Below are 19,532 nucleotides of genomic sequence, written 5' to 3' on the forward strand. Positions count from 1 at the left end.
ATAAATGGGCTGCAATGAGCGGGCGGCCCGCACGCCGTCCGCCGTCGAAGAGGAAGCCCGATGCAGCCCCTGCGCATGTCCCGCCGCGTCATGAATCTCGCTCACATGCTGACCCAGAATGCGCGGCGGCATGGCGCGCGCCCCGGCTTCGTCTGGGGTGACAAGTCCTGGACCTGGCGCGAGATCGATGCGCAGGTCTCGGCGCTGGCCGCCGCACTCGCCGCGCGCGGCATCGCCAAGGGCGACCGTATCCTCGTCCATTCCAAGAATGGCGACGAGATGTTCTTCTCGATGTTCGCCGCGTTTCGGCTCGGTGCGGTCTGGGTGCCCACCAATTTCCGCCTGATGCCGGATGAGGTCACCTATCTCGCGCAGGCCTCCGGCGCGAAGGCGTTTCTGTGCCATGTCGATTTTCCGGAGCACGCCGCGGCCGTGAGCGGTGGCGCGCTTGAATTCACCTGGAGCGTCGACGGCAAGGGTTCGTTCGGCGAACGCTCGGTGGCGGACGCCATCGCCTCGCAGGCTGGCAGCGTCGTCGAGAATGTCGCAGTGGAGCACGATGATCCCTGCTGGTTCTTCTTCACCTCGGGCACCACTGGCCGTTCCAAGGCGGCGGTGCTGACCCACGGCCAGATGGGCTTTGTGGTCACCAACCATCTCGCCGATCTCACCCCTGGCGTCACGGAAGCCGACGCGTCGCTGGTGGTGGCGCCGCTGTCGCATGGCGCCGGCGTGCATCAGCTGGTGCAGACCGCCCGCGGCGTGTGCACCGTGCTGCTGCCGACGGAGAAATTCGATATCAACGAAGCGTTCCGCCTGATCGAGACCCATCGCGTCAGCAATCTCTTCACGGTACCGACGATCCTGAAGATGATGGTCGAGCACCCCGCTGCCGACAAATACGATCACTCCTCGCTGCGTCACGCGATCTATGCCGGCGCGCCGATGTACCGCGAGGACCAGAAGGCCGCGCTGAAGAAGCTCGGCAAGGTCATCGTGCAGTATTTTGGCCTCGGCGAGGTCACGGGCAACATTACCGTGCTGCCGGCGGCGCTGCACGATCCCGAAGACGGCCCGCATGCGAGGATCGGCACCTGCGGCTTCGAGCGCACCGGCATGCAGGTCTCGATCCAGGATGACGAGGGCCGCGAGCTCGCCGCCAACCAGAGCGGCGAGATCTGCGTGATCGGGCCTGCCGTGCTCGCCGGCTACTACGACAACCCCGAGGCCAATGCGAAGGCGTTCCGCAACGGCTGGTTCCGCACCGGCGATCTCGGTCACATGGACGAGGAGGGGTTCGTCTACATCACCGGACGTGCCTCCGACATGTACATCTCCGGCGGGTCCAACATCTATCCGCGCGAGATCGAGGAGAAGATCCTGACCCATCCCGCGGTCGGCGAGGTTGCCGTGCTCGGCGTGCCGGATGCGACCTGGGGTGAGGTCGGGGTCGCCGTCTGCGTTGCGCGCGAAGGCGAGAAGCCCGTGAGTGAAGCCGAGATGGCGGCGTTCCTGCTGCCGAAGGTGCCGCGCTACAAGATGCCGAAGCGCTTCTTCTTCTGGGAAACTTTGCCGAAGTCCGGCTATGGCAAGGTCCCGAAGCGCATGGTGCGCGATGAGCTCGAGGCGCGCGGACTGCTCGATCTCGACAGCAAGCAGGCGGGCTGAGCGTACGCGATGCGGAGTATCAAGCAGCCGGGCGCGCCTGTCGCCGAACGCATCCAGTGGGTCGAGGCGAGGGGGCGCGCGTTTTCGTTCAGGCTCGAAGCAGGTCTGCCGCTGCTCGAAGCCGCGCGGCGTGGTTTTGCGGCAGAGGGGTTTGCCAATGGCGTGCTGAATTTTGGCAGGGCTGCGCTCGGACCATTCGCATATGTGATGCCGGCGCTGTCGAAGACGGGTGATAACGCAGCGTTCTACAGCGACACCTTTCGCCCCAGCGGCGTGACGCGCACGAAACTCGGCAGCATGACGCTCGGTATGCGCGACGGCGCGCCGTTCTTCCATTGCCACGGGCTGTGGACGGAGGCGGACGGCAAGACAAGCGGCGGCCACATGCTGCCGGACGAGACTGTTGTCGCCGAGCCGTTCGAGGTCGAGGCTTTCGGCATCGACGGTGCGATGTTCGCCGCGGAGCCCGATCCCGAGACCAACTTCAAGCTGTTCGGGCCGGTCGCGGCCGCGAGCAGTGGCGCGCACACGACGAGCCGCGCCTTCGCGCTGCGGCTGCGGCCCAATCAGGATTTTGCCGGCTGCCTCGAAGCGTTCTGCCGCGCGCATGGCATCGCGCGCGCGACGATCCACGGCGGCGTCGGCTCGACCATCGGCGCGCGCTTCACCCATGGCGGCGTGACCGAGCCGTTCGCGACCGAGCTCGCCGTGACGGCGGGGACGATCGTAATGGGCAGTTCGGGTGCACCGGAGGCGGCGCTCGACATTGCCCTGATCGACTACACTGGCGGCATTGCGGAGGGCCGTCTGATCCGTGGGGATAATCCCGTACTGATGACCATGGAGCTGGTACTCGAGGTGTTGGGCTAGTATCGGCGAGCGATCATCAGTGAGCACGCAGCTTGGCAATGGCCAGGAACGTAGATTGACTTATCCCTGATATGCCTGAGCTCGATCCTTGAAAGAGGTCGAGCAAGGGAGATTGGCCCTGACCGATGCTCTGGCTGTTCTTGACGTCATACATGGCGGAGAACCGGTTCAACAGCTTCTCAACCTTCGCGGGATCGGAAAGATCCTTGATCTTCATGAATCTGTCCACGACCTTGGCCTGCTGATCGATCTGCATCGAGGCCATCGAATCAGGCAGATCGAAGGTGGTTCTGAACACCTCCGAAAGGGCCTTGTCGGCGAGGATGTCATATGCGGACGTGATTTCTCCTGCCTTGCGCTGGAAATAGAGCGCCAGGCGTACGCCGGGATTCGTCTCGCCCTGCTGCTGCTCCAGGCTTTGCTGGAGATAATTCGCCTGCGTTTCCCGGAATTGATCCCGCTTCTGGGGACCCATCATCGGCAGGCGCGCGACGTTACCCTTGCTGTCGAAATTGAACGACGCCACGATTTCGGCAAAGCGAGGATCGCTCTGCGTGTTCGCGAAGCTCTTCGGATCGTTCAGGTCGGAGGCGAAGATCTTCTTGAGAAAATCGGTGCTGACCTTCCTGGGGTCCAAACCCTTGGCCAGGAGAATCAAATCGACCATCGGCCTGTTTGCGAGAAGATCGGAAACACTGTCGATGCCGGTGATGGCCTCCTGATAAGCCGTCGCATCCTTCGTGGCCTGTGCCCGAACTGCGGCCTGCTGCTGGGTGGTTGCCGTGCTCGCGCTCTTCACCGCTCCAATGACGTATTCCCTCGCGATCTGGAGGACCTCAGCCGAGTCCTGCGCCACCAAGGGGGTTGTCAGATTGCCTTTTGCGTCGAAATTGAAGGCGCGTGCGAGCTCCACGTACCTGTTGTCCTTGAGGGTATAGACGTAGCTCTTGGGGTCGTTGAGGTCGCTTTCGAGGACTGCCTGGATTGTCGCCTTCGAGACCGTTCCGGGATCGAGGCCGACGGCGCCTAGCGCAAAATCATACACGCTAGGCGTCGATACGAACGCCTGGACTGAATTGATCTTGATGAGGTCCGTTCTGAATTGCTTGATCGCCAAAGCTTCGTAGATCGGGCTTGCCGCCGCGTAGACGTCGGCCTTGCTGTCGTCGAACTGTTGTTTCGTGAGCGCGATATTTGCGGCTGTCTGCGCAGGCGTACCTGCCGGAAGCGACCCGTCGGACGAAAACTCGAACGCGCCGGCCAGGTCGACAAAGCCGCCGATCGTCGCAATCTGGTCGTTGAGGCTGGAAACGCTGTTTGTATACGACTCCAGGTGATGCTTTTCGATCAGGATCTGGACGTTCAACTGGGTCACGTTGGCACCCGGTTGCGATAGTTGGGCCGTGTAGTCGGCAATCTTCAATTTGGCGGCGCTGACATCTGATTGGGCTTGAGCAAGATTGGCTTTGAGGCCATTCAGCTGAGAAGCGAACGTGGTGTTGACGTAGCTGTTTGGATCCGAGGGATCGCTGCGCAGGACCTGGCTTATCGTGTTGGGCGGCCACTTGCTTTCGTCGATCCCGAATGCCGAATAGACATAGTTGCGAAGACGATCGTTGTTCAGGATCTGGTCTGCATTGCTGATGGTGCCGATCTGGGCGCTGTAGTAATTCGAGTCACTGGCGAGTGCAACGACCTGGCTCTTCTTGGTCGCCGTGTAGAGACCGATCATCTCGTCGGTCTGGTTGTCCGATTGCGCGACCGGCGTCGCAGTCCCGTTGAAGGAAAATGCCGCGGCAAACTCCCGGTAGCGCTTGTCGACCAGCTTGTTGACGAAGCTCTTGGAGTCGTTGAGGTCGCTCTCCAGCACCTTCTTCATGAAGGCCTTGGCGTACGCCATGTCCTCCAGGCCATATGCCTTCATCGCATAATGATAAAGGCGATAATCCTTCATGAAGTCGTCAATGGTCTTCACCTTGCCGATGTTGGCTTTGTAATAGGCGGCCTCCCGCGCCACGTCGGGTTGCTGTTCAACCCGCGTCAGGGACTGCGTGAGATGGTGCGCAATGTAATTGTAACTGAAATACGTTGATACCATCGCGCATTCCTCGCGGCTCTACGGTCCTGGACTTCCGTCAATCATTGCCGGGTCGCGGGGTGGGCGCCGGCCTCATGCCAGCAAGCTGTTTCGCAGCAGCGTTTTCTTAAGGTGATTCCGCGCTGCAATCTTAGGTTTTAGTTTGCGTCTGAGTGACGCATACCGGGTTTTGTTGCTGTATGTTTCTCAGGTGCTGCTTTCGCGAGGATTGTGTTCCCGATATGTTCCGGCCAAAATATCGACCGGAGTGGGTTGGAAGCCGGGCATGAGCCGTAGAAGCAATCGCACCATCAACCTGCCGGCGCCGTATCTGAAGCGGGTCTGGCTCGACCCGTCGCAAGTTCGCTATCGTGCGGCTTATCCGTTTTGCCTGCCCATCTTCCCGGATGATTTTGAGCTCACCTTCGACGCGGCCATCTCGATCACGTCGGAGAGAATGGCACCGGGAAGTCGACCATCCTCGATGGTATTGCAGGGCTCGCCGGCTACGACGATGCCGGTGGCGGGAAGGGGTACATGCCCGTCGACCACTCCGATGCACGGGAGAAGATGGGAGGCCAGCTTTCCAAAGCCTTGCGCGCAAGCTGGCTGCCGAAGATCACCAATGGCTGGTTTTTTCGCGCCGAGAGTTTTTTCTCGGTGGCGCGATATCTCGACAAGGCCGCACGTGATGCCGGCCAGGCCGGCCCCGATTTCCTTTCGCATTCCCATGGTGAAGGCTTCCTGCGCTTCTTCGAAGAGCGCTGCCAGCGCCAGGGCATCTTCATTTTCGACGAGCCGGAATCGGCACTTTCGCCGGCGCGTCAGATCGAATTCCTCAAGCTCTTACGACGCATGGAAGACTCCCGCATCTGGGGTTGCGGGGCGCGCGAGCGCCCGCCGCGGCGCCGCCACGAACAGGTCTCCCCTCGGCCGCAAAATGCGCTACCATGATTCCAGCGCGCCTCAAGTCGCGCACGATCAACGGGACGTATGAGGAAACGAGATGAGGGTGACGATTGGACGGCGCACGGCCATGGGCGCGGTGCTGACTGCCGCGGGCGCGGTGGCTTTGACGGCGGCGTTTGGCCCGGTCTGGGCGCATGGGCCGACCCGGCAGAAGGTGCGCGAATCCATCGAGATCAACGCAGCCCCCGCCAAGGTATGGGCCGCGATCGGCAATTTCCAGGACATGAGCTGGCTGCCTCCTGTCACCAAGACCGAGGGCGAGAAGGGCAATGAGATCGAAGCGACGCGGCGGCTGACCCTGACGGGAGGCGCCACCGTCGATGAGGAACTCTACAAGTTCGACGCTGGCGCGATGACCTATTCCTACAGGATCACCAAGGTGGACGTGAAGGTGCTCCCGGTCACCAACTATTCCTCGACGCTGACGGTGACGCCGAGCGCGGACGGCAAGGGCTCGACGCTGGAATGGGCGGGCGCGTTCTACCGCGGCTTCCCCAACAATGATCCGCCGCCGGAGCTGAGCGACGAGGCCGCCGTGAAGGCGGTGAAGGGGCTTTATCAGGCCGGCCTCGAGGCGCTGAAGAAGAAGATCGAGAGCGGAAGCTGACCGTGCGGGCGCTGGCCCTGGCGGTGCTCGCCGCCAGCCTTTGCGCTGCCAGCATTGGCAGCGCGTCCGCCGAAGAGGCATTCGTCACCAACCAGCTCAGTGACGATCTGATGGTCGTGGACCTCGCGACATCGCGCAGTGTCGCGACCATTCCGATCGGCGGCAAGCCGGCCGGCGTGGCCGTCAGCGCGGATGGGCGCCTTGCCTATGTCACGAGCCCGGACGCCAAGGCGGTGACCGTGGTCGACGCGGCAACGCGGCAGGTCTCGGGGCGGATCGAGGTCGGCGGCGGGCCGCTCGGCATTGCCGTGACGCCCGATGGCAAGACGGTCTATGTCGCGGACTGGTATGCGGCCGCGGTGCGGGTGATCGATACGGCCTCGCGCAGCGTCACGGCCAGCATCGCGGTCGGCGCTTCGCCGTCCGGCCTCGCGGTGACGCCTGACGGCAGGCTGCTGCTCTCGGCGGACCGCGACGACGACAGCGTCTCGGTGGTGGACACCGCGACGCGTGAGCGCAAGGCGACCATCAAGGTTGGCATCCGTCCGTTCGGCGTCACCATCGATGCCGACGGCAAGCGCGCCTACACCGCCAATGTCGGCTCCAACGACGTCTCCGTGATCGACATCGCCGAGGGCCGCGAGATCGGCCGCGTGCCGGTCGGGATGCGTCCCTATGCGGTGGCGCTGACGCCAGGCCGCGGCTTCGTCACCGACCAGTATGGCGGCACCGTCAGCGTGTTCGATCTCGCCACGCTGAAGCCGATCAAGCGGATCACTGTCGGCGACTATCCCGAGGGCATCAATGCGACCGCCGACGGCAAGCGCATCATCGTCGCCTGCTGGGAGAGCAACACATTAAGCATCATCGATGCTACCGAGCTGAAGGTGATCGGCGAGGTCAAGACCGGCGACGGTCCGCGCGCGTTCGGGGCGTTCTTGCGGAAGATGGAGTAGGGATGCGTAGGGTGGGCAAAGGCGCAGCGCGCTGTGCCCACCATCTCTCCGCTGCCTCGGTACGCAATGGTGGCACGCTTCCGCCTTCGCTCTTCGAGCTACGGCGGACAAGTCGCTTTGCCCACCCTACGGCACCTTCGGCGCGGCAAACGACTTCAGCTTCAAGAAGAAGTCCTTCAGGATCGGGTTGCGATCCACATAGGTCACGTAGCGGATCGGATGCCGCCGGCGATCGACGCTCCACGTGATCTGATCCGTGAGAACCGGGGCCGGGATGATCACGCTCGGCGCCCAATCGGGATTGAGAAGCCAGCCGACCGGCGCCATGTCCCAGATCTCCTTGGCCCAACCCAGATGGTCGGACGAATAGTCCTTGAAGCGCATGGCGAGGAACGCGCCGATGCTGCCATGCGGTTCGACGTAACGCTCGATCTCCGGCACCGTGCTGTGAAGATGCGAGGTAACGCCCTTGCATGGCACGAGCACGAGCGGCACGCCGCTGTCGAACAGCACTTGCGCGCCGCCGACGTCCTGCTTGAGGTTGAACTCGATCGTGTGCGGCCATTCCAGCGCATGCCCGCCAAGCCAGACCACCACGGTTCGGTCGATGATGTCGGGGGCCCTGAGCAGCGCCGAGGCGATATTGCTGATGGCGCCGATGGCAATGACGTAGAGCGGATTGTCAGGGGAGCCAGCGCGCGCCCGGGCCACGAGGTCGTTGACGGCGGCTGCCGGCCGCGCCGTTTTGCCGGGGCCGACATAGTCGGTGACGCCACGATGAACCAGGCCTTCCGGCGGGATGTTCAGGCGTTCCAGCAGACGGAGGATCTCCTGGTAGCTCAGCTCCATGCCGTGGCCGGGATTGTCCGCGCGGGCGTTGAAGAACGGCGCGGCGTAGATCGCCTCGACGTCGAACCGGTCCTTCGACAGCAGCATCTGCACCAGCGCGAACTGATCGTCGATCTCGTTGTAGGTGTCGGTGTCGAGCACCACGCGCACCTTGCCGACCGGCGGCTCCAGGAGTTTGAGGCGGGCTGCGTCCGAGAGTGTCATCACCGTCTCCTTGGGCCGGGCGTGCCGATTGCGGATCAGGCCTTGAGCGAAATCCGGCAGACCACGTCTGCGATCTCATCCATCTGCGCGAACATGTGATCGGGCGCAAGCGCCTGCAACGCCGCCGGCGCGGCATAGCCCCAACTGACCGCGCCGCAGGCGATGCCCACGGCCCGCGCGGCCTCGATGTCGCGCAGCTCGTCGCCGATCGCGATGACCTTGCCCGGCTCCACGCCCGCGCGCCTGACAACACGGCGGAATTTCGCCGGCTTGCCGAACAGCGACGCCGAGCAGTCGAAATGTGCGAACAACGACGCCGCATCGCCAAGCTTCTCGCGCGCATTGGCTTCGCTGTCCGACGTCACCAGCGCGAGTTGCACGCCATTCCCGGCCAGCGTCCGCAGCATCGCCTCGACGCCGGCGAACAGCGAAATCTCGGCTGCTGCCTCCGCCTTCAACCGCCGCGCATGCCGCGCGATCGCCGGCAGCTTCCACAGCGGCACTTCGAGCCGGCTGAGGATCTCGCGGCTCGAAGCATGCCGCAGCGCTTCGACGTCCTCATCCGCGACGCGACGAAAATTGAAGCGATCGGCTACGTCGTTGATGGTGCGCAGGAACCACGGAAAGCTGTCGGCCAGCGTGCCGTCGAGATCGAAGATGGCGAGGGAGTAGGGTGCGGGCATCGGGAAAATGGATGATCAAAAGTCAAGAGCAAACGAACGCTGTCCGGTTCATTCGCTCATGATATCCAAACGCTGTCCTCCGTCCAGCCGAGCTCGGCGAACTCGGTGGCCCGAAGTGGCGCTTCTCCCTCCGCAAAGAATTCGTCGAGTTGAGGCGGGGCGACGCTTGTTTCAGAGAGCATGGCGTGCGCCTGTCCGCGATGATGGATCTGGTGTTGAAATAGATGCATGAGCAGCCGGTCACGGCGCTCGATCTGGATGCGGGTGTTGCGGTTGACCCTCACAGCATCGTCGAGAAGCTCGGGCGTCAAGGCATCGCACACGGCGATCAACCGTGTATCGATTGCGACTTGAGCCGGCTTCAATTCTGCGAGCGATGGGTACGGCACTTCGTTCTTCCAGGCGGCGGGCCCGAGCCATCCACCCTCCAGCGCATCGACGTAGAAGAGGTCAATGACAAAGATGTGGTTCAAGGTCCTTTGCAGGCTCGGAAAGAAGCCGCATCGCTTGGCTTCGAAATCCGCCTGGCTCAGGGCGGCGCAGGCCGCGAGCAGCCGATGGTTCGCCCAGGCATTATTGTAGGCGAAGGCGCGGTAGGTCTGCACGAGGCCTGCGGACAAGCTTGATCTCCCTTGGGACCAATGCGTTGGCGAATTTAGGTTGGTGAGACTACTCCGCCGCCTCGCTCGTGCTCCGCCGTTTCGGTTTCCTTGCCTTCTTCAGCACCGGCTCCAAAAACTTGCCCGTGTAGCTCCGCGGCGCCTTCGCGATGTCCTCCGGTGGGCCCCAGGCGACGATCTCACCGCCGCCGTCGCCGCCTTCGGGGCCGAGGTCGATGACCCAGTCGGCGGTCTTGATGACTTCGAGATTGTGCTCGATGACGACGACCGTGTTGCCCTGCGCGACCAGTTCGTGCAGCACCTCCAGGAGCTTCTTGACGTCGTGGAAGTGCAGGCCGGTGGTGGGCTCGTCCAGGATGTAGAGCGTGCGGCCGGTGGCGCGCTTGGACAGCTCCTTGGCCAGCTTGACGCGCTGGGCTTCGCCGCCGGACAGCGTGGTGGCCTGCTGCCCGACATGGATGTAGTCGAGCCCGACGCGATGGAGCGTCTGGAAGGTCTCGCGCACGCGCGGCACCGCCTTGAAGAACTCGGCGGCTTCCTCGACGGTCATGTCGAGCACGTCGGCGATGCTCTTGCCCTTGAACAGGACCTCCAGCGTCTCGCGGTTGTAGCGCTTGCCCTTGCAGACATCGCAGGTAACGTAGACGTCGGGCAGGAAGTGCATCTCGATCTTGATGACGCCGTCGCCCTGGCAGGCCTCGCAACGGCCGCCTTTGACGTTGAAGGAGAAGCGGCCGGGCTCGTAGCCGCGCGCCTTCGCTTCGGGCAGGCCGGCGAACCATTCACGGATCGGCGTGAAGGCGCCGGTGTAGGTCGCGGGGTTGGAGCGTGGCGTGCGGCCGATCGGCGACTGGTCGATGTCGATGATCTTGTCGATGTGCTCGAGACCCTCGATGCGATCGTGGGGGGCGGCGCCTTCGCTGGCGTTGTTCAGCTTGCGAGCGATGGCCTTGTAAAGCGTGTCGATCAGCAGCGTCGACTTGCCGCCACCGGAGACGCCGGTGACGGCCGTGAACAGGCCGAGTGGAATCTCCGCCGTGACGTTCTTGAGGTTATTGCCGCGCGCGTTGACCACCTTGATGGTGCGGCGATGGTTCGGCGGGCGCCGCTCCGGCACCTCGACCTCGAGCTCGCCGGTCAGGTACTTGCCGGTGAGCGATTTAGGGTTGCGCATGATCTCGGCGGGCGTGCCTTCGGCGACGATGTTGCCGCCATGCATGCCGGCGCCGGGCCCGATGTCGAGGACGTAGTCGGCGAGCAGGATCGCGTCCTCGTCATGCTCGACCACGATCACGGTGTTGCCGAGGTCGCGCAGGCGCTTGAGGGTGTCGAGCAGGCGCGCGTTGTCGCGCTGGTGCAGGCCGATCGAGGGCTCGTCCAGCACGTAGAGCACGCCCGTCAGTCCCGAGCCGATCTGCGAGGCGAGGCGGATGCGCTGGCTCTCGCCGCCGGACAGCGTGCCAGAGGAGCGGGACAAAGTGAGGTAGTTGAGGCCGACGTCGAGCAGGAAGGTGAGGCGCTCGCGGATCTCCTTGAGGATGCGGCCGGCGATCTCGTTCTGCTGCGTGTTCAGCGCGTCGGGCACGGTCTCGAACCATTCGCCGGCCTTCCTGACCGACAGCTCCGAGATCTCGCCGATATGCTTGCCGCCGATCTTGACGCAGAGCGCCTCGGGCTTCAGCCGGAAACCCTTGCAGCCCTCGCAGGGAACGTCGTGGAAATATTTTGCCAGCTCTTCGCGCGCCCACTCGCTCTCGGTCTCGCGATAGCGGCGGTTGATGTTGGTGATGACGCCCTCGAACGGCTTCTTGGTGTCGTAGGAGCGGACGCCGTCCTCGTAGGAGAACTTGATCTCGTCTTCGCCGGAGCCATGGAGGATCGCGTTCTGCGTCTTCTTGGGCAGATCCTTCCATTTGGTGGTCAGCGTGAACTTGTAGTGCTTGCCGAGCGCAGTCAGCGTCTGCACGTAGTAGGGCGACGACGATTTGGCCCAGGGCGCGATCGCGCCCTTGCCGATCGCGAGCTCCTTGTCGGGGATGACGAGGTCTTCGTCGACATGCTGCTCGACGCCGAGGCCGCCGCATGCGGGGCAGGCGCCATAGGGGTTGTTGAACGAGAACAGGCGCGGCTCGACCTCGGGGATCGTGAAGCCGGAGACGGGGCAGGCGAACTTTTCCGAGAACAGGATGCGCTCGGGCCCGCTCTTGTCGTGGATCTTTGCGGTCTTCTTCTTCTCTTCCGCAGGTGCAGCCGCCGGAGCGTCCGCGAATTCGACGACGGCGAGGCCTTCGGCGAGCTTCAGCGCGGTCTCGAAGCTTTCGGCGAGGCGCTGGCCGATGTCGGCGCGCACCACGATGCGGTCGACCACGACGTCGATGTCGTGCGGGAATTTCTTGTCGAGCGTTGGCGCCTCAGCGAGCTCATGGAAGGTGCCGTCGATCTTGACGCGCTGAAAGCCCTTCTTGAGCCATTCGGCGAGCTCCTTGCGGTACTCGCCCTTGCGGCCGCGCACGACGGGGGCGAGCAGATAGAGGCGGGTGCCTTCGGGCAGCGCCAGCACGCGGTCCACCATCTGCGAGACGGTCTGGCTTTCGATCGGCAGGCCCGTGGCGGGCGAATAGGGCACGCCGACGCGCGCCCAGAGCAGGCGCATGTAGTCGTAGATCTCGGTGACGGTGCCGACGGTCGAGCGCGGGTTCTTCGAGGTCGTCTTCTGCTCGATCGAGATCGCCGGCGACAGGCCGTCGATCTGGTCGACATCAGGCTTCTGCATCATCTCCAGGAACTGGCGCGCATAGGCCGACAGCGATTCGACGTAACGGCGCTGGCCCTCGGCATAGATGGTGTCGAAGGCGAGCGAGGATTTGCCGGAGCCTGACAGCCCCGTGAACACCACGAGCTTGTCGCGGGGGATCTCGACATCGACGTTCTTGAGGTTGTGCTCGCGCGCGCCACGGATCGTAATTGCGCGCAGGCTGGAGCCCGCGTTCTGTTGGCGCTTCGCCTTGATCACTTCATCCATCCGAGTTGCCCTCAAGGAATCCCAAAGGTGCGCGATCGCGCCAATAAAAAAGGCGCGCGTCGCCCGGAACCGGGATCGGCGCCGATGGGTATGTGAGCGAACGTAGGAAGAACGGGGACGGATTTCCAGTGGCGTGTGCGAATCGTCAACGGATTGTTGGCGCGCTGGCGGCATCTGGCGGCATCTGGCAGGAGCTGGCAGGTCGGAACATGCGAAGGGCCGGCGCGAGGCCGGCCCTTCGTTCGCGTTTGGATGCGGACTTGGGGCAATCCGCACAGGGACAGCCGTGCCACCGCCCGCATTGTGACAGCCTTCGCCGACGGCCGGATCGACCGCGATGCCGAGCGCCCTGGTCACGCCCCGGTAGGCATGGGCCAAGCCGCCACCGCCATTGATGCCGACATAGATGCCGCTCCAGTCGTAGGCGAGGACGGGCGCCACTGGCGCCTTGTAGAGCGGGAGATCGGCGGCACTGGCGGGTGCAACCGAGCCGAGTGCGAACAGGCTGACCGCTGCAAGCGCGCAGGTCTTCAGCGCGTCGGTCTTCAGCGCGCGAGTCTTCAGCGCCGAAGTCTTCATTTCACGTCCCCAACTCACCGAGCCATTTCGCGTGGACGATTCTCGTCCCACGATTCCTTGACGGTTGGGCGAGCCGTCGCGCGAAAACAAAAAGGCCGGCATAAGGCCGGCCTTTCGTAACGCGGTGCGTTGGAAGCGAAGCTTAGTACTTCGCGACCACCGGGCCCCCGAAGTGATAGTTCACGCCGACCTGCACGGTGTGGAAGTTGAGCGTGCCGGACGCCAGCGGAGCGCCGAGGTTCGAGAAGTAGTCCTCGCTGCCGAGGCTGCGATAGAGGTACTCGCCCTTGACCGACCACTGCGGAGCGAAGAACGCTTCGACGCCCGCACCGACGGTCCAGCCGGAGTGCCACTTGGTGTCGGAGACGGTCACGCCGAGCGCGCTGAGGCTGATCTTGTTGTCGATCCAGGCGTAACCACCGGTGCCGTAGAACAGGATCTGGTTGACGGCGTAGCCGATGCGGCCACGGACGGTGCCCATCGCGTCAGTCTTGAAGCTGGTGGTGAGGGGAATGCCGAGAACCGGAGCAGTCGCCGAAGCGCTGACGTCAGCCCAGGCGCCATCGGCCTCGAGGCCGAACACGACGTTGCCGGTCTGCCAGTTGTAGCCGGCGGTGCCGCCGACGAAGCCACCCTGAATCTTCGGGTCGCCGGAAGCACTTTCCCAAGCGCCGCCACCGACGATACCGAGGTAGAAGCCGGTCCAGTTGTAGACCGAGGCCACAGCCACCGGAGCCTTGGTGTAGGGGCGCGCCGCGAGATCAGCGGCCGAAGCCGGAGCAGCGAGAGCGAACAAACAGGCCGAAGCCAACAAAACCTTCTTCATTTTAAAAACCTAATCCCAGTCCCAGTTTCTGTTGTCGCCTTCCGCGATCGGGAAGGGCATCGGACGCCGCGGTCCAATTAATGACGTGCTTACACCAGCAAAGCCGCAAGTTGTGTCTCCAAAAAGCCACAACAGCGACAAAACGTAACGAGAACTGACTTATTAACCCCGTTTCTCACGCAAAAAGCACAAAGGCCGGCGCGAGGCCGGCCTTTGATTTCAACGCGATATCAGATGGATGTCAGTATCTTGAGATCATGGGGCCGCCCCAGCGATAATTCACGCGGACGAGGCCGATATCGACGTCCTGGCTGATGCGATCAGAGCGTGTGGCGACGCCGAACGGGGCGATCCCGAAATTGCCGGATCCGGTGAAGCCGATCGTGCGGTCGCCGAGGAAGATGTGGTCGTACTCGAATCCCACGGTCCAGTTCGGCGCGAATCCGAACTCGACGCCCGCACCCACGGTGCCGCCCCAGCGGGTCTCGTTGGCCCGGTCGACTTCGAGGCCGCTGGCGACATCGTAGCTGCGGTAGCGATCGCTGACGACGGCGGCGCCGCCTTTCACGTAGAGCAGTACGTTGTTCCAGGCGTAGCCGACCTGACCAGTAATCAGGCCGAAGGCGTTGATCTCCGAACGATCGCGCAGGCCGGTGATCGCACTGATGTTATCGCCCGAGAAATCGGCCCAGTTACCCTGGCCTTCGAAGCCGAACACCCAGTTGGCTGACTGCCAGCGGTAGCCGACCTGGCCACCGACCGTGCCGCCGGTCGCATTGTGGCAGCCTTCGCCAAGGAAAATGCCACCGCCGGCATCGCCGTCCCAGCACTTGTGGCTGGTGCCGCCGCCGCCGTTGATGCCGATGTAGAAGCCGCTCCAGTCGTAGATGGTCGCGATCATCGGTGCCGGGGCCTTGGTGTAGGGACGCGCAGCGAGATCTGCCGCGCTTGCGGGAGCCGACAGCCCCAACGCAATTACACCAATAGTACCAATCAAAATCTTATTCATTGCAGTCTCCCCAGTTTCGATCCGCTTTTCGAAGTCCCCGAAGCGGCCGATCAGGCGCGACGCCCATAAGAATCCAGTTCCGCAGCAAGCGTAGCTTAGGCGGGAGGCGGAGTCCGTCTCCGGAATGCAACAGTCAGGCGGCATCTGGACTGCTCCTAACTTGATGAATGTTAGGCTGTTTTCGTCGTCCTCCAGGAATTGGGGAAAGTTCCATTTGGCGCAGGCCGTCTTTGTGCAGCGCGGTGTCGTCGTGCCCACGCAACAACGTGAGAGATAACAGAGGAACAAATCTGGAACGAACCGGCCGCGGGTGCTATATGTGGGGATAAGTGGAGGGGTGACGGGCCGATCCGTCCGCGCAAGCGTATAGGGTCGCGTCAACAGGTTGCAGAGTACGCGGGCGCGTCCCGGGCCTTTTGAAATTCAGCGGCATTTGGAGTGGAGAGCGGCGATGGCGGGAAGCGTCAACAAGGTCATTCTGGTTGGAAATCTCGGCAAGGATCCCGAAATCCGCCGCACCCAGGACGGGCGGCCGATCGCGAATTTGAGCATCGCCACCTCGGAGACGTGGCGCGACAAGAACAGCGGCGAGCGCAAGGAGAAGACCGAGTGGCACCGCGTCGTGATCTTCAATGAAGGGCTCTGCAAGGTCGCCGAGCAGTACCTGAAGAAGGGCGCGAAGGTTTACATCGAGGGCGCGCTTCAGACCCGCAAATGGACCGACCAGAGCGGCGCCGAGAAGTACTCCACCGAGGTCGTGCTCCAGGGCTTCAACTCGACGCTGACGATGCTTGACGGCCGCGGCGGCGGCGGAGGCGGCAGCTTCGGCGACGAGCCGGGCGGCGATTTTGGCTCCTCCGGTCCCGTCAGCAGCGCACCGCGCCGCGCCGTTGCCGCTGGCGGCGGTGGCCGCAACAGCGACATGGACGACGATATTCCGTTCTGATGCAGGCGGGGCGCTTCTCCGCCGATGTCGCCTCGCTCGCGTATAGCGACAGGATTCCTTACCAATTGACGGGCAAAGCTCGGGTTTTCCGAGCTTGCCTCATGTGCTGCCTCAAGCCTTTGACGAGGCGTGATGTGAATGGTATTAACTTAATGTTAATCCTATTCACATGGGTTGGCCGTCGATCGGAGAAAGTCCTGCATGAGCGTTGCGCCGCTGCTTGAGGCCACTCCAGCGATCCCGCTGCACGCCTTTGCCGCCATGGCCGCCTTCGTGCTCGGCCTCGTTCAGTTTGCCGCCCCCAAGGGCACGCTTCCGCACCGGACGATCGGCTGGATCTGGGTGGGGCTCATGGCGGTGGTTGCGGCATCGTCGTTTTGGATCCACCAGATCCGCCTGGTCGGGCCGTTCAGCCCGATCCATCTCCTTTCGATCTTCACGCTGGTGATGCTACCGCTCGCGGTGTGGCGGGCGCACACCCATCGGGTCGCCGATCACCGGCGCATCATGATCATGACGTTCGTCGGCGCGCTCGTCATTGCCGGGCTGTTCACCCTCATGCCTGGACGGATCATGCATGCCGTGGTTTTCGGGCTGTAGCGATCGCCGAAATCGAGGTCCCGCCGGTGCCCGGAACGGAGCGCGGGAACAGCCTCCGGCCAACCCGGTAAGTACATGAAAGAACGAAGGGAAAAAGCGCTTCCCGAGAGCCTGCAAGGGTGGTTATCAGGGCCCCGATGCGCTATATGATTCCCAGATAAAACCTCACCGGATTTCCCCTTGGCTGACGACGACAACAAGCCCGGCGACCAGCCGGCGCAACCCTCGGATATTCGCCCCGTCTCCATCTTCGAGGAGATGAAGAAGTCGTATCTCGACTACGCCATGAGCGTGATCGTGGCGCGTGCGCTGCCTGATGCGCGCGACGGTCTGAAGCCGGTGCATCGCCGCATCCTGTACTCGATGAACGAGCAGGGGCACACGCCCGACAAGAAGTACGTCAAGTCCGCCCGCGTGGTCGGCGACGTCATCGGTAAGTATCACCCGCACGGCGACCAGTCGATTTACGACGCCATGGTCCGCATGGCGCAGGACTTCTCGATGCGCGTGCCGCTGATCGACGGTCAGGGCAATTTCGGCTCGGTCGATGGCGATCCCCCGGCCGCCTATCGTTACACCGAAGCGCGGCTGACGAAGGCGGCGCTGGCTCTGCTGGCAGACATCGACAAGGACACCGTCGATTTCCAGCCGAACTACGACAACAACGAGACCGAGCCGTCGGTCCTGCCGGCCAAGTTCCCGAACCTTCTGGTCAACGGTGCCGGCGGCATCGCGGTCGGCATGGCGACCAACATCCCGCCGCATAATCTCGGCGAGGTCATCGACGCCTGCGTCGCGTTGATCGATAATCCCGCGCTCACCATCGACGAGCTCATCAACATCGTGCCGGGACCGGATTTCCCGACCGGCGGCGTCATTCTCGGGCGGCAGGGGATCCGCTCCGCCTATCACCTCGGCCGCGGCTCGATCGTCATGCGCGGCAAGGTCGCGATCGAGACCATCCGCAAGGAGCGCGAGGCGCTCATCATCACCGAGATTCCCTACCAGGTGAACAAGGCGACGATGGTCGAACGCATCGCCGAGCTGGTGAAGGAAAAGAAGATCGAAGGCATCGGCGATTTGCGCGATGAATCCGACCGCGAAGGCTACCGCGTCGTCATCGAATTGAAGCGCGACGCCGTACCTGATGTGGTGCTGAACCAGCTGTACCGGTTCACGCCGCTGCAGACGAGCTTCGGCGTCAACATGGTGGCGCTCGACAGCGGCCGTCCGCGGATCATGCATCTGAAGGACCTGCTGGCGATCTTCGTCGACTTCCGTGAACGGGTCGTCACGCGGCGCACCAAGTACCTGCTCGCTAAGGCGCGCGATCGCGCCCATATCCTGGTTGGTCTCGCGATTGCGGTTGCCAATATCGACGAGATGATCCGCGTCATCCGGACCTCGCCCGACCCGACCACTGCGCGCGACACGCTGATGTCGCGCGACTGGCCGGCCCGGGACGTCGAGGACATGCTGACGCTGATCGACGATCCGCGCCACCGCATCAGCGAGGACGGCACGATCCGGCTGTCGATGGAGCAGGCGAGGGCCATTCTCGACCTGCGCCTTCAACGCCTCACCGCACTCGGCCGTGATGAAATCCGCGACGAACTCGACAAGCTCGCCGGCGAGATCGCCGACTATCTCGACATCCTGCGCTCGCGCGCCCGTGTGCTGGGCATCATCAAGACCGAGCTCGCCGAAGTGAAGGCCGAGTTCGCGACCCCGCGCCGCACCGTGATCATCGAGCAGGAAGGCGAGGTCGAGGACGAGGACCTGATCCAGCGCGAGGACATGGTCGTCACCGTCTCCCACGCCGGTTACGTCAAGCGCGTGCCGCTGTCGGCCTACCGGGCGCAGCGCCGCGGCGGCAAGGGCCGCGCCGGCATGCAGACCCGCGACGAGGATTTTGTGTCGCGTCTGTTCGTGGCCTCCACGCACACGCCGGTGCTGTTCTTCTCGTCGCGCGGCCAGGTCTACAAGGAGAAGGTCTGGCGCCTGCCGATGGCTGCGCCGAACGCGCGCGGCAAGGCGCTGATCAACATCCTGCCGCTGGAGCAGGGCGAGCGCATCACCACCATCATGCCGCTGCCCGAGGATGAGTCCACCTGGGGCAACCTCGACGTGATGTTCGCGACCACCGGCGGCAATGTCCGGCGCAACAAGCTGTCCGACTTCGTCGACGTCCGCCGCTCCGGCATCATCGCCATGAAGCTCGATGAGAATGAAGCGATCGTGGACGTGCAGATCTGCACCGAGCGCGACGACGTGCTGCTGACCGGCGCCGGCGGCCAGTGCATCCGCTTCCCCGTCCCCGACGTGCGCGTGTTCACCGGCCGCACTTCGATGGGTGTGCGCGGCATTGCGCTTGCCGAAGGCGACAAGGTGATCTCGCTGGCGATCTTGCGCCACATGGAGACCACCTCGGACGAACGTTCGGCCTATTTGAAGATGCGCCGTGCGGTGGCCGGCGAAGCCGTGGCCGACGAGGCTCCGGCGGATGCCGAGGCCGAGGAGACCTCCGGCAGCTTCCAGCTCCCGCAGGAGCGCTATGTCGAGATGTCGGCGGCCGAGCAGGTCGTGCTCACTGTCTCCGTCAACGGCTACGGCAAGCGGACCTCGTCCTACGAGTACCGCACCACGGGCCGCGGCGGCAAAGGCATCGTCGCCATGAGCGTCAACAACCGCAACGGCAATCTGGTGGCCTCATTCCCGGTGGAGGACGCCGACCAGATCATGCTGGTCACGGACAAGGGCCAGCTGATCCGCTGCCCGGTCGAGGGCATCCGCGTCGCCGGCCGCTCGACCCAGGGCGTGATCGTGTTCGATACCGCCGAGGACGAGCACGTTGTCTCGGTCGAGCACATCACGGAAGAGGCCGAGAGCGGGAATGGCGAGAACGGGGCGTCGAGCGGGGAGTGACGTGTAGCCCCGTAACGCTCGCGCCTGCTCGCCACTGTCGTCCCGGACAAGCGAAGCGCAGATCCGGGACCCACAGCCACAGGGAAATGCTGTAGCGCAAGGTTTGTGACCTCGGTCTTCGC

14 protein-coding genes and 1 pseudogene are annotated in these 19,532 nt (G+C 63.5%); 8 read left to right on the forward strand and 7 right to left on the reverse strand.

Annotated features, from left to right (window positions below; all coding sequences use genetic code 11):
- Positions 1-60: 60 nt before the first annotated feature.
- Both JQ627_RS07820 and JQ627_RS07825 read left to right on the forward strand, forming a co-directional pair.
- On the forward strand, positions 61-1,668 hold the full coding sequence (locus JQ627_RS07820; protein WP_212483626.1) for an acyl-CoA synthetase: 1,608 nt from the start codon (positions 61-63) through the stop codon (positions 1,666-1,668).
- A gap of 9 nt (positions 1,669-1,677) precedes the next feature.
- Positions 1,678-2,538 carry a PCC domain-containing protein gene (locus JQ627_RS07825; RefSeq protein ID WP_212483627.1) on the forward strand — a complete coding sequence of 287 codons (861 nt, stop codon included), beginning with the start codon at positions 1,678-1,680 and terminating at the stop codon, positions 2,536-2,538.
- Between the two features lie 16 nt (positions 2,539-2,554).
- Here JQ627_RS07825 and JQ627_RS07830 read toward each other — a convergent pair whose 3' ends face one another.
- Positions 2,555-4,636: a DUF1217 domain-containing protein gene (locus tag JQ627_RS07830; protein ID WP_212483628.1), complete on the reverse strand. Its 2,082-nt coding sequence runs from the start codon at positions 4,634-4,636 to the stop codon at positions 2,555-2,557.
- A 265-nt stretch (positions 4,637-4,901) separates the two neighbouring features.
- Here JQ627_RS07830 and JQ627_RS07835 point away from each other — a divergent pair.
- The 3 genes and pseudogenes from JQ627_RS07835 to JQ627_RS07845 form a co-directional block, all read left to right on the forward strand.
- A pseudogene (locus tag JQ627_RS07835) lies at positions 4,902-5,488 on the forward strand (ATP-binding protein); the annotation flags it as partial.
- Positions 5,489-5,621: 133 nt separating this feature from the next.
- On the forward strand, positions 5,622-6,191 hold the full coding sequence (locus tag JQ627_RS07840; protein ID WP_212483629.1) for an SRPBCC family protein: 570 nt from the start codon (positions 5,622-5,624) through the stop codon (positions 6,189-6,191).
- 2 nt (positions 6,192-6,193) lie between these two features.
- Positions 6,194-7,147 (forward strand): cytochrome D1 domain-containing protein, encoded by a 954-nt coding sequence (locus JQ627_RS07845; RefSeq protein WP_212483630.1) that lies wholly within the window; start codon positions 6,194-6,196, stop codon positions 7,145-7,147.
- 126 nt (positions 7,148-7,273) lie between these two features.
- Here the strand turns inward: JQ627_RS07845 and JQ627_RS07850 are convergent, their stop codons facing one another.
- From JQ627_RS07850 to JQ627_RS07875, 6 genes are all read right to left on the reverse strand, one after another.
- On the reverse strand, positions 7,274-8,200 hold the full coding sequence (locus JQ627_RS07850) for a nucleoside hydrolase (protein ID WP_212483631.1): 927 nt from the start codon (positions 8,198-8,200) through the stop codon (positions 7,274-7,276).
- Positions 8,201-8,235: 35 nt separating this feature from the next.
- Complete coding sequence (locus tag JQ627_RS07855) at positions 8,236-8,883, reverse strand: HAD-IA family hydrolase (RefSeq protein ID WP_212483632.1); 648 nt, start codon at positions 8,881-8,883, stop codon at positions 8,236-8,238.
- Positions 8,884-8,939: 56 nt separating this feature from the next.
- Positions 8,940-9,503 carry a DinB family protein gene (locus JQ627_RS07860; protein WP_212483633.1) on the reverse strand — a complete coding sequence of 188 codons (564 nt, stop codon included), beginning with the start codon at positions 9,501-9,503 and terminating at the stop codon, positions 8,940-8,942.
- 49 nt (positions 9,504-9,552) lie between these two features.
- Positions 9,553-12,525 carry an excinuclease ABC subunit UvrA gene (gene uvrA / locus JQ627_RS07865; protein ID WP_212484083.1) on the reverse strand — a complete coding sequence of 991 codons (2,973 nt, stop codon included), beginning with the start codon at positions 12,523-12,525 and terminating at the stop codon, positions 9,553-9,555.
- 721 nt (positions 12,526-13,246) lie between these two features.
- A complete protein-coding gene (locus JQ627_RS07870) occupies positions 13,247-13,930 on the reverse strand; it encodes an outer membrane protein (RefSeq protein WP_212483634.1) in 684 nt (227 codons plus the stop codon).
- Between the two features lie 241 nt (positions 13,931-14,171).
- Positions 14,172-14,939 carry an outer membrane protein gene (locus JQ627_RS07875; protein ID WP_212483635.1) on the reverse strand — a complete coding sequence of 256 codons (768 nt, stop codon included), beginning with the start codon at positions 14,937-14,939 and terminating at the stop codon, positions 14,172-14,174.
- 451 nt (positions 14,940-15,390) lie between these two features.
- Here JQ627_RS07875 and JQ627_RS07880 point away from each other — a divergent pair, with 451 nt between their 5' ends.
- From JQ627_RS07880 to gyrA, 3 genes are all read left to right on the forward strand, one after another.
- Positions 15,391-15,885: a single-stranded DNA-binding protein gene (locus tag JQ627_RS07880; RefSeq protein WP_212483636.1), complete on the forward strand. Its 495-nt coding sequence runs from the start codon at positions 15,391-15,393 to the stop codon at positions 15,883-15,885.
- A gap of 201 nt (positions 15,886-16,086) precedes the next feature.
- On the forward strand, positions 16,087-16,485 hold the full coding sequence (locus tag JQ627_RS07885; protein WP_212483637.1) for a DUF2306 domain-containing protein: 399 nt from the start codon (positions 16,087-16,089) through the stop codon (positions 16,483-16,485).
- Positions 16,486-16,665: 180 nt separating this feature from the next.
- Complete coding sequence (gene gyrA, locus JQ627_RS07890; protein ID WP_212483638.1) at positions 16,666-19,410, forward strand: DNA gyrase subunit A; 2,745 nt, start codon at positions 16,666-16,668, stop codon at positions 19,408-19,410.
- Positions 19,411-19,532 lie beyond the last annotated feature (122 nt).

The organism is Bradyrhizobium liaoningense (assembly GCF_018130785.1).
In the GTDB taxonomy this organism is placed as follows: Bacteria; Pseudomonadota; Alphaproteobacteria; order Rhizobiales; family Xanthobacteraceae; genus Bradyrhizobium; species Bradyrhizobium liaoningense_A.

What these genes read in the sequence shown, in the direction of transcription:
- JQ627_RS07820 (WP_212483626.1), top strand. Translation starts at nt 61, where the DNA reads ATGCAGCCCCTGCGCATGTCCCGCCGCGTCATGAATCTCGCTCACATG.
- JQ627_RS07825 (WP_212483627.1), top strand. Translation starts at nt 1,678, where the DNA reads ATGCGGAGTATCAAGCAGCCGGGCGCGCCTGTCGCCGAACGCATCCAG.
- JQ627_RS07830 (WP_212483628.1), bottom strand. Translation starts at nt 4,636, where the DNA reads ATGGTATCAACGTATTTCAGTTACAATTACATTGCGCACCATCTCACG.
- JQ627_RS07840 (WP_212483629.1), top strand. Translation starts at nt 5,622, where the DNA reads ATGAGGGTGACGATTGGACGGCGCACGGCCATGGGCGCGGTGCTGACT.
- JQ627_RS07850 (WP_212483631.1), bottom strand. Translation starts at nt 8,200, where the DNA reads ATGACACTCTCGGACGCAGCCCGCCTCAAACTCCTGGAGCCGCCGGTC.
- JQ627_RS07855 (WP_212483632.1), bottom strand. Translation starts at nt 8,883, where the DNA reads ATGCCCGCACCCTACTCCCTCGCCATCTTCGATCTCGACGGCACGCTG.
- uvrA (WP_212484083.1), bottom strand. Translation starts at nt 12,525, where the DNA reads ATGGATGAAGTGATCAAGGCGAAGCGCCAACAGAACGCGGGCTCCAGC.
- JQ627_RS07870 (WP_212483634.1), bottom strand. Translation starts at nt 13,930, where the DNA reads ATGAAGAAGGTTTTGTTGGCTTCGGCCTGTTTGTTCGCTCTCGCTGCT.
- JQ627_RS07875 (WP_212483635.1), bottom strand. Translation starts at nt 14,939, where the DNA reads ATGAATAAGATTTTGATTGGTACTATTGGTGTAATTGCGTTGGGGCTG.
- JQ627_RS07880 (WP_212483636.1), top strand. Translation starts at nt 15,391, where the DNA reads ATGGCGGGAAGCGTCAACAAGGTCATTCTGGTTGGAAATCTCGGCAAG.
- JQ627_RS07885 (WP_212483637.1), top strand. Translation starts at nt 16,087, where the DNA reads ATGAGCGTTGCGCCGCTGCTTGAGGCCACTCCAGCGATCCCGCTGCAC.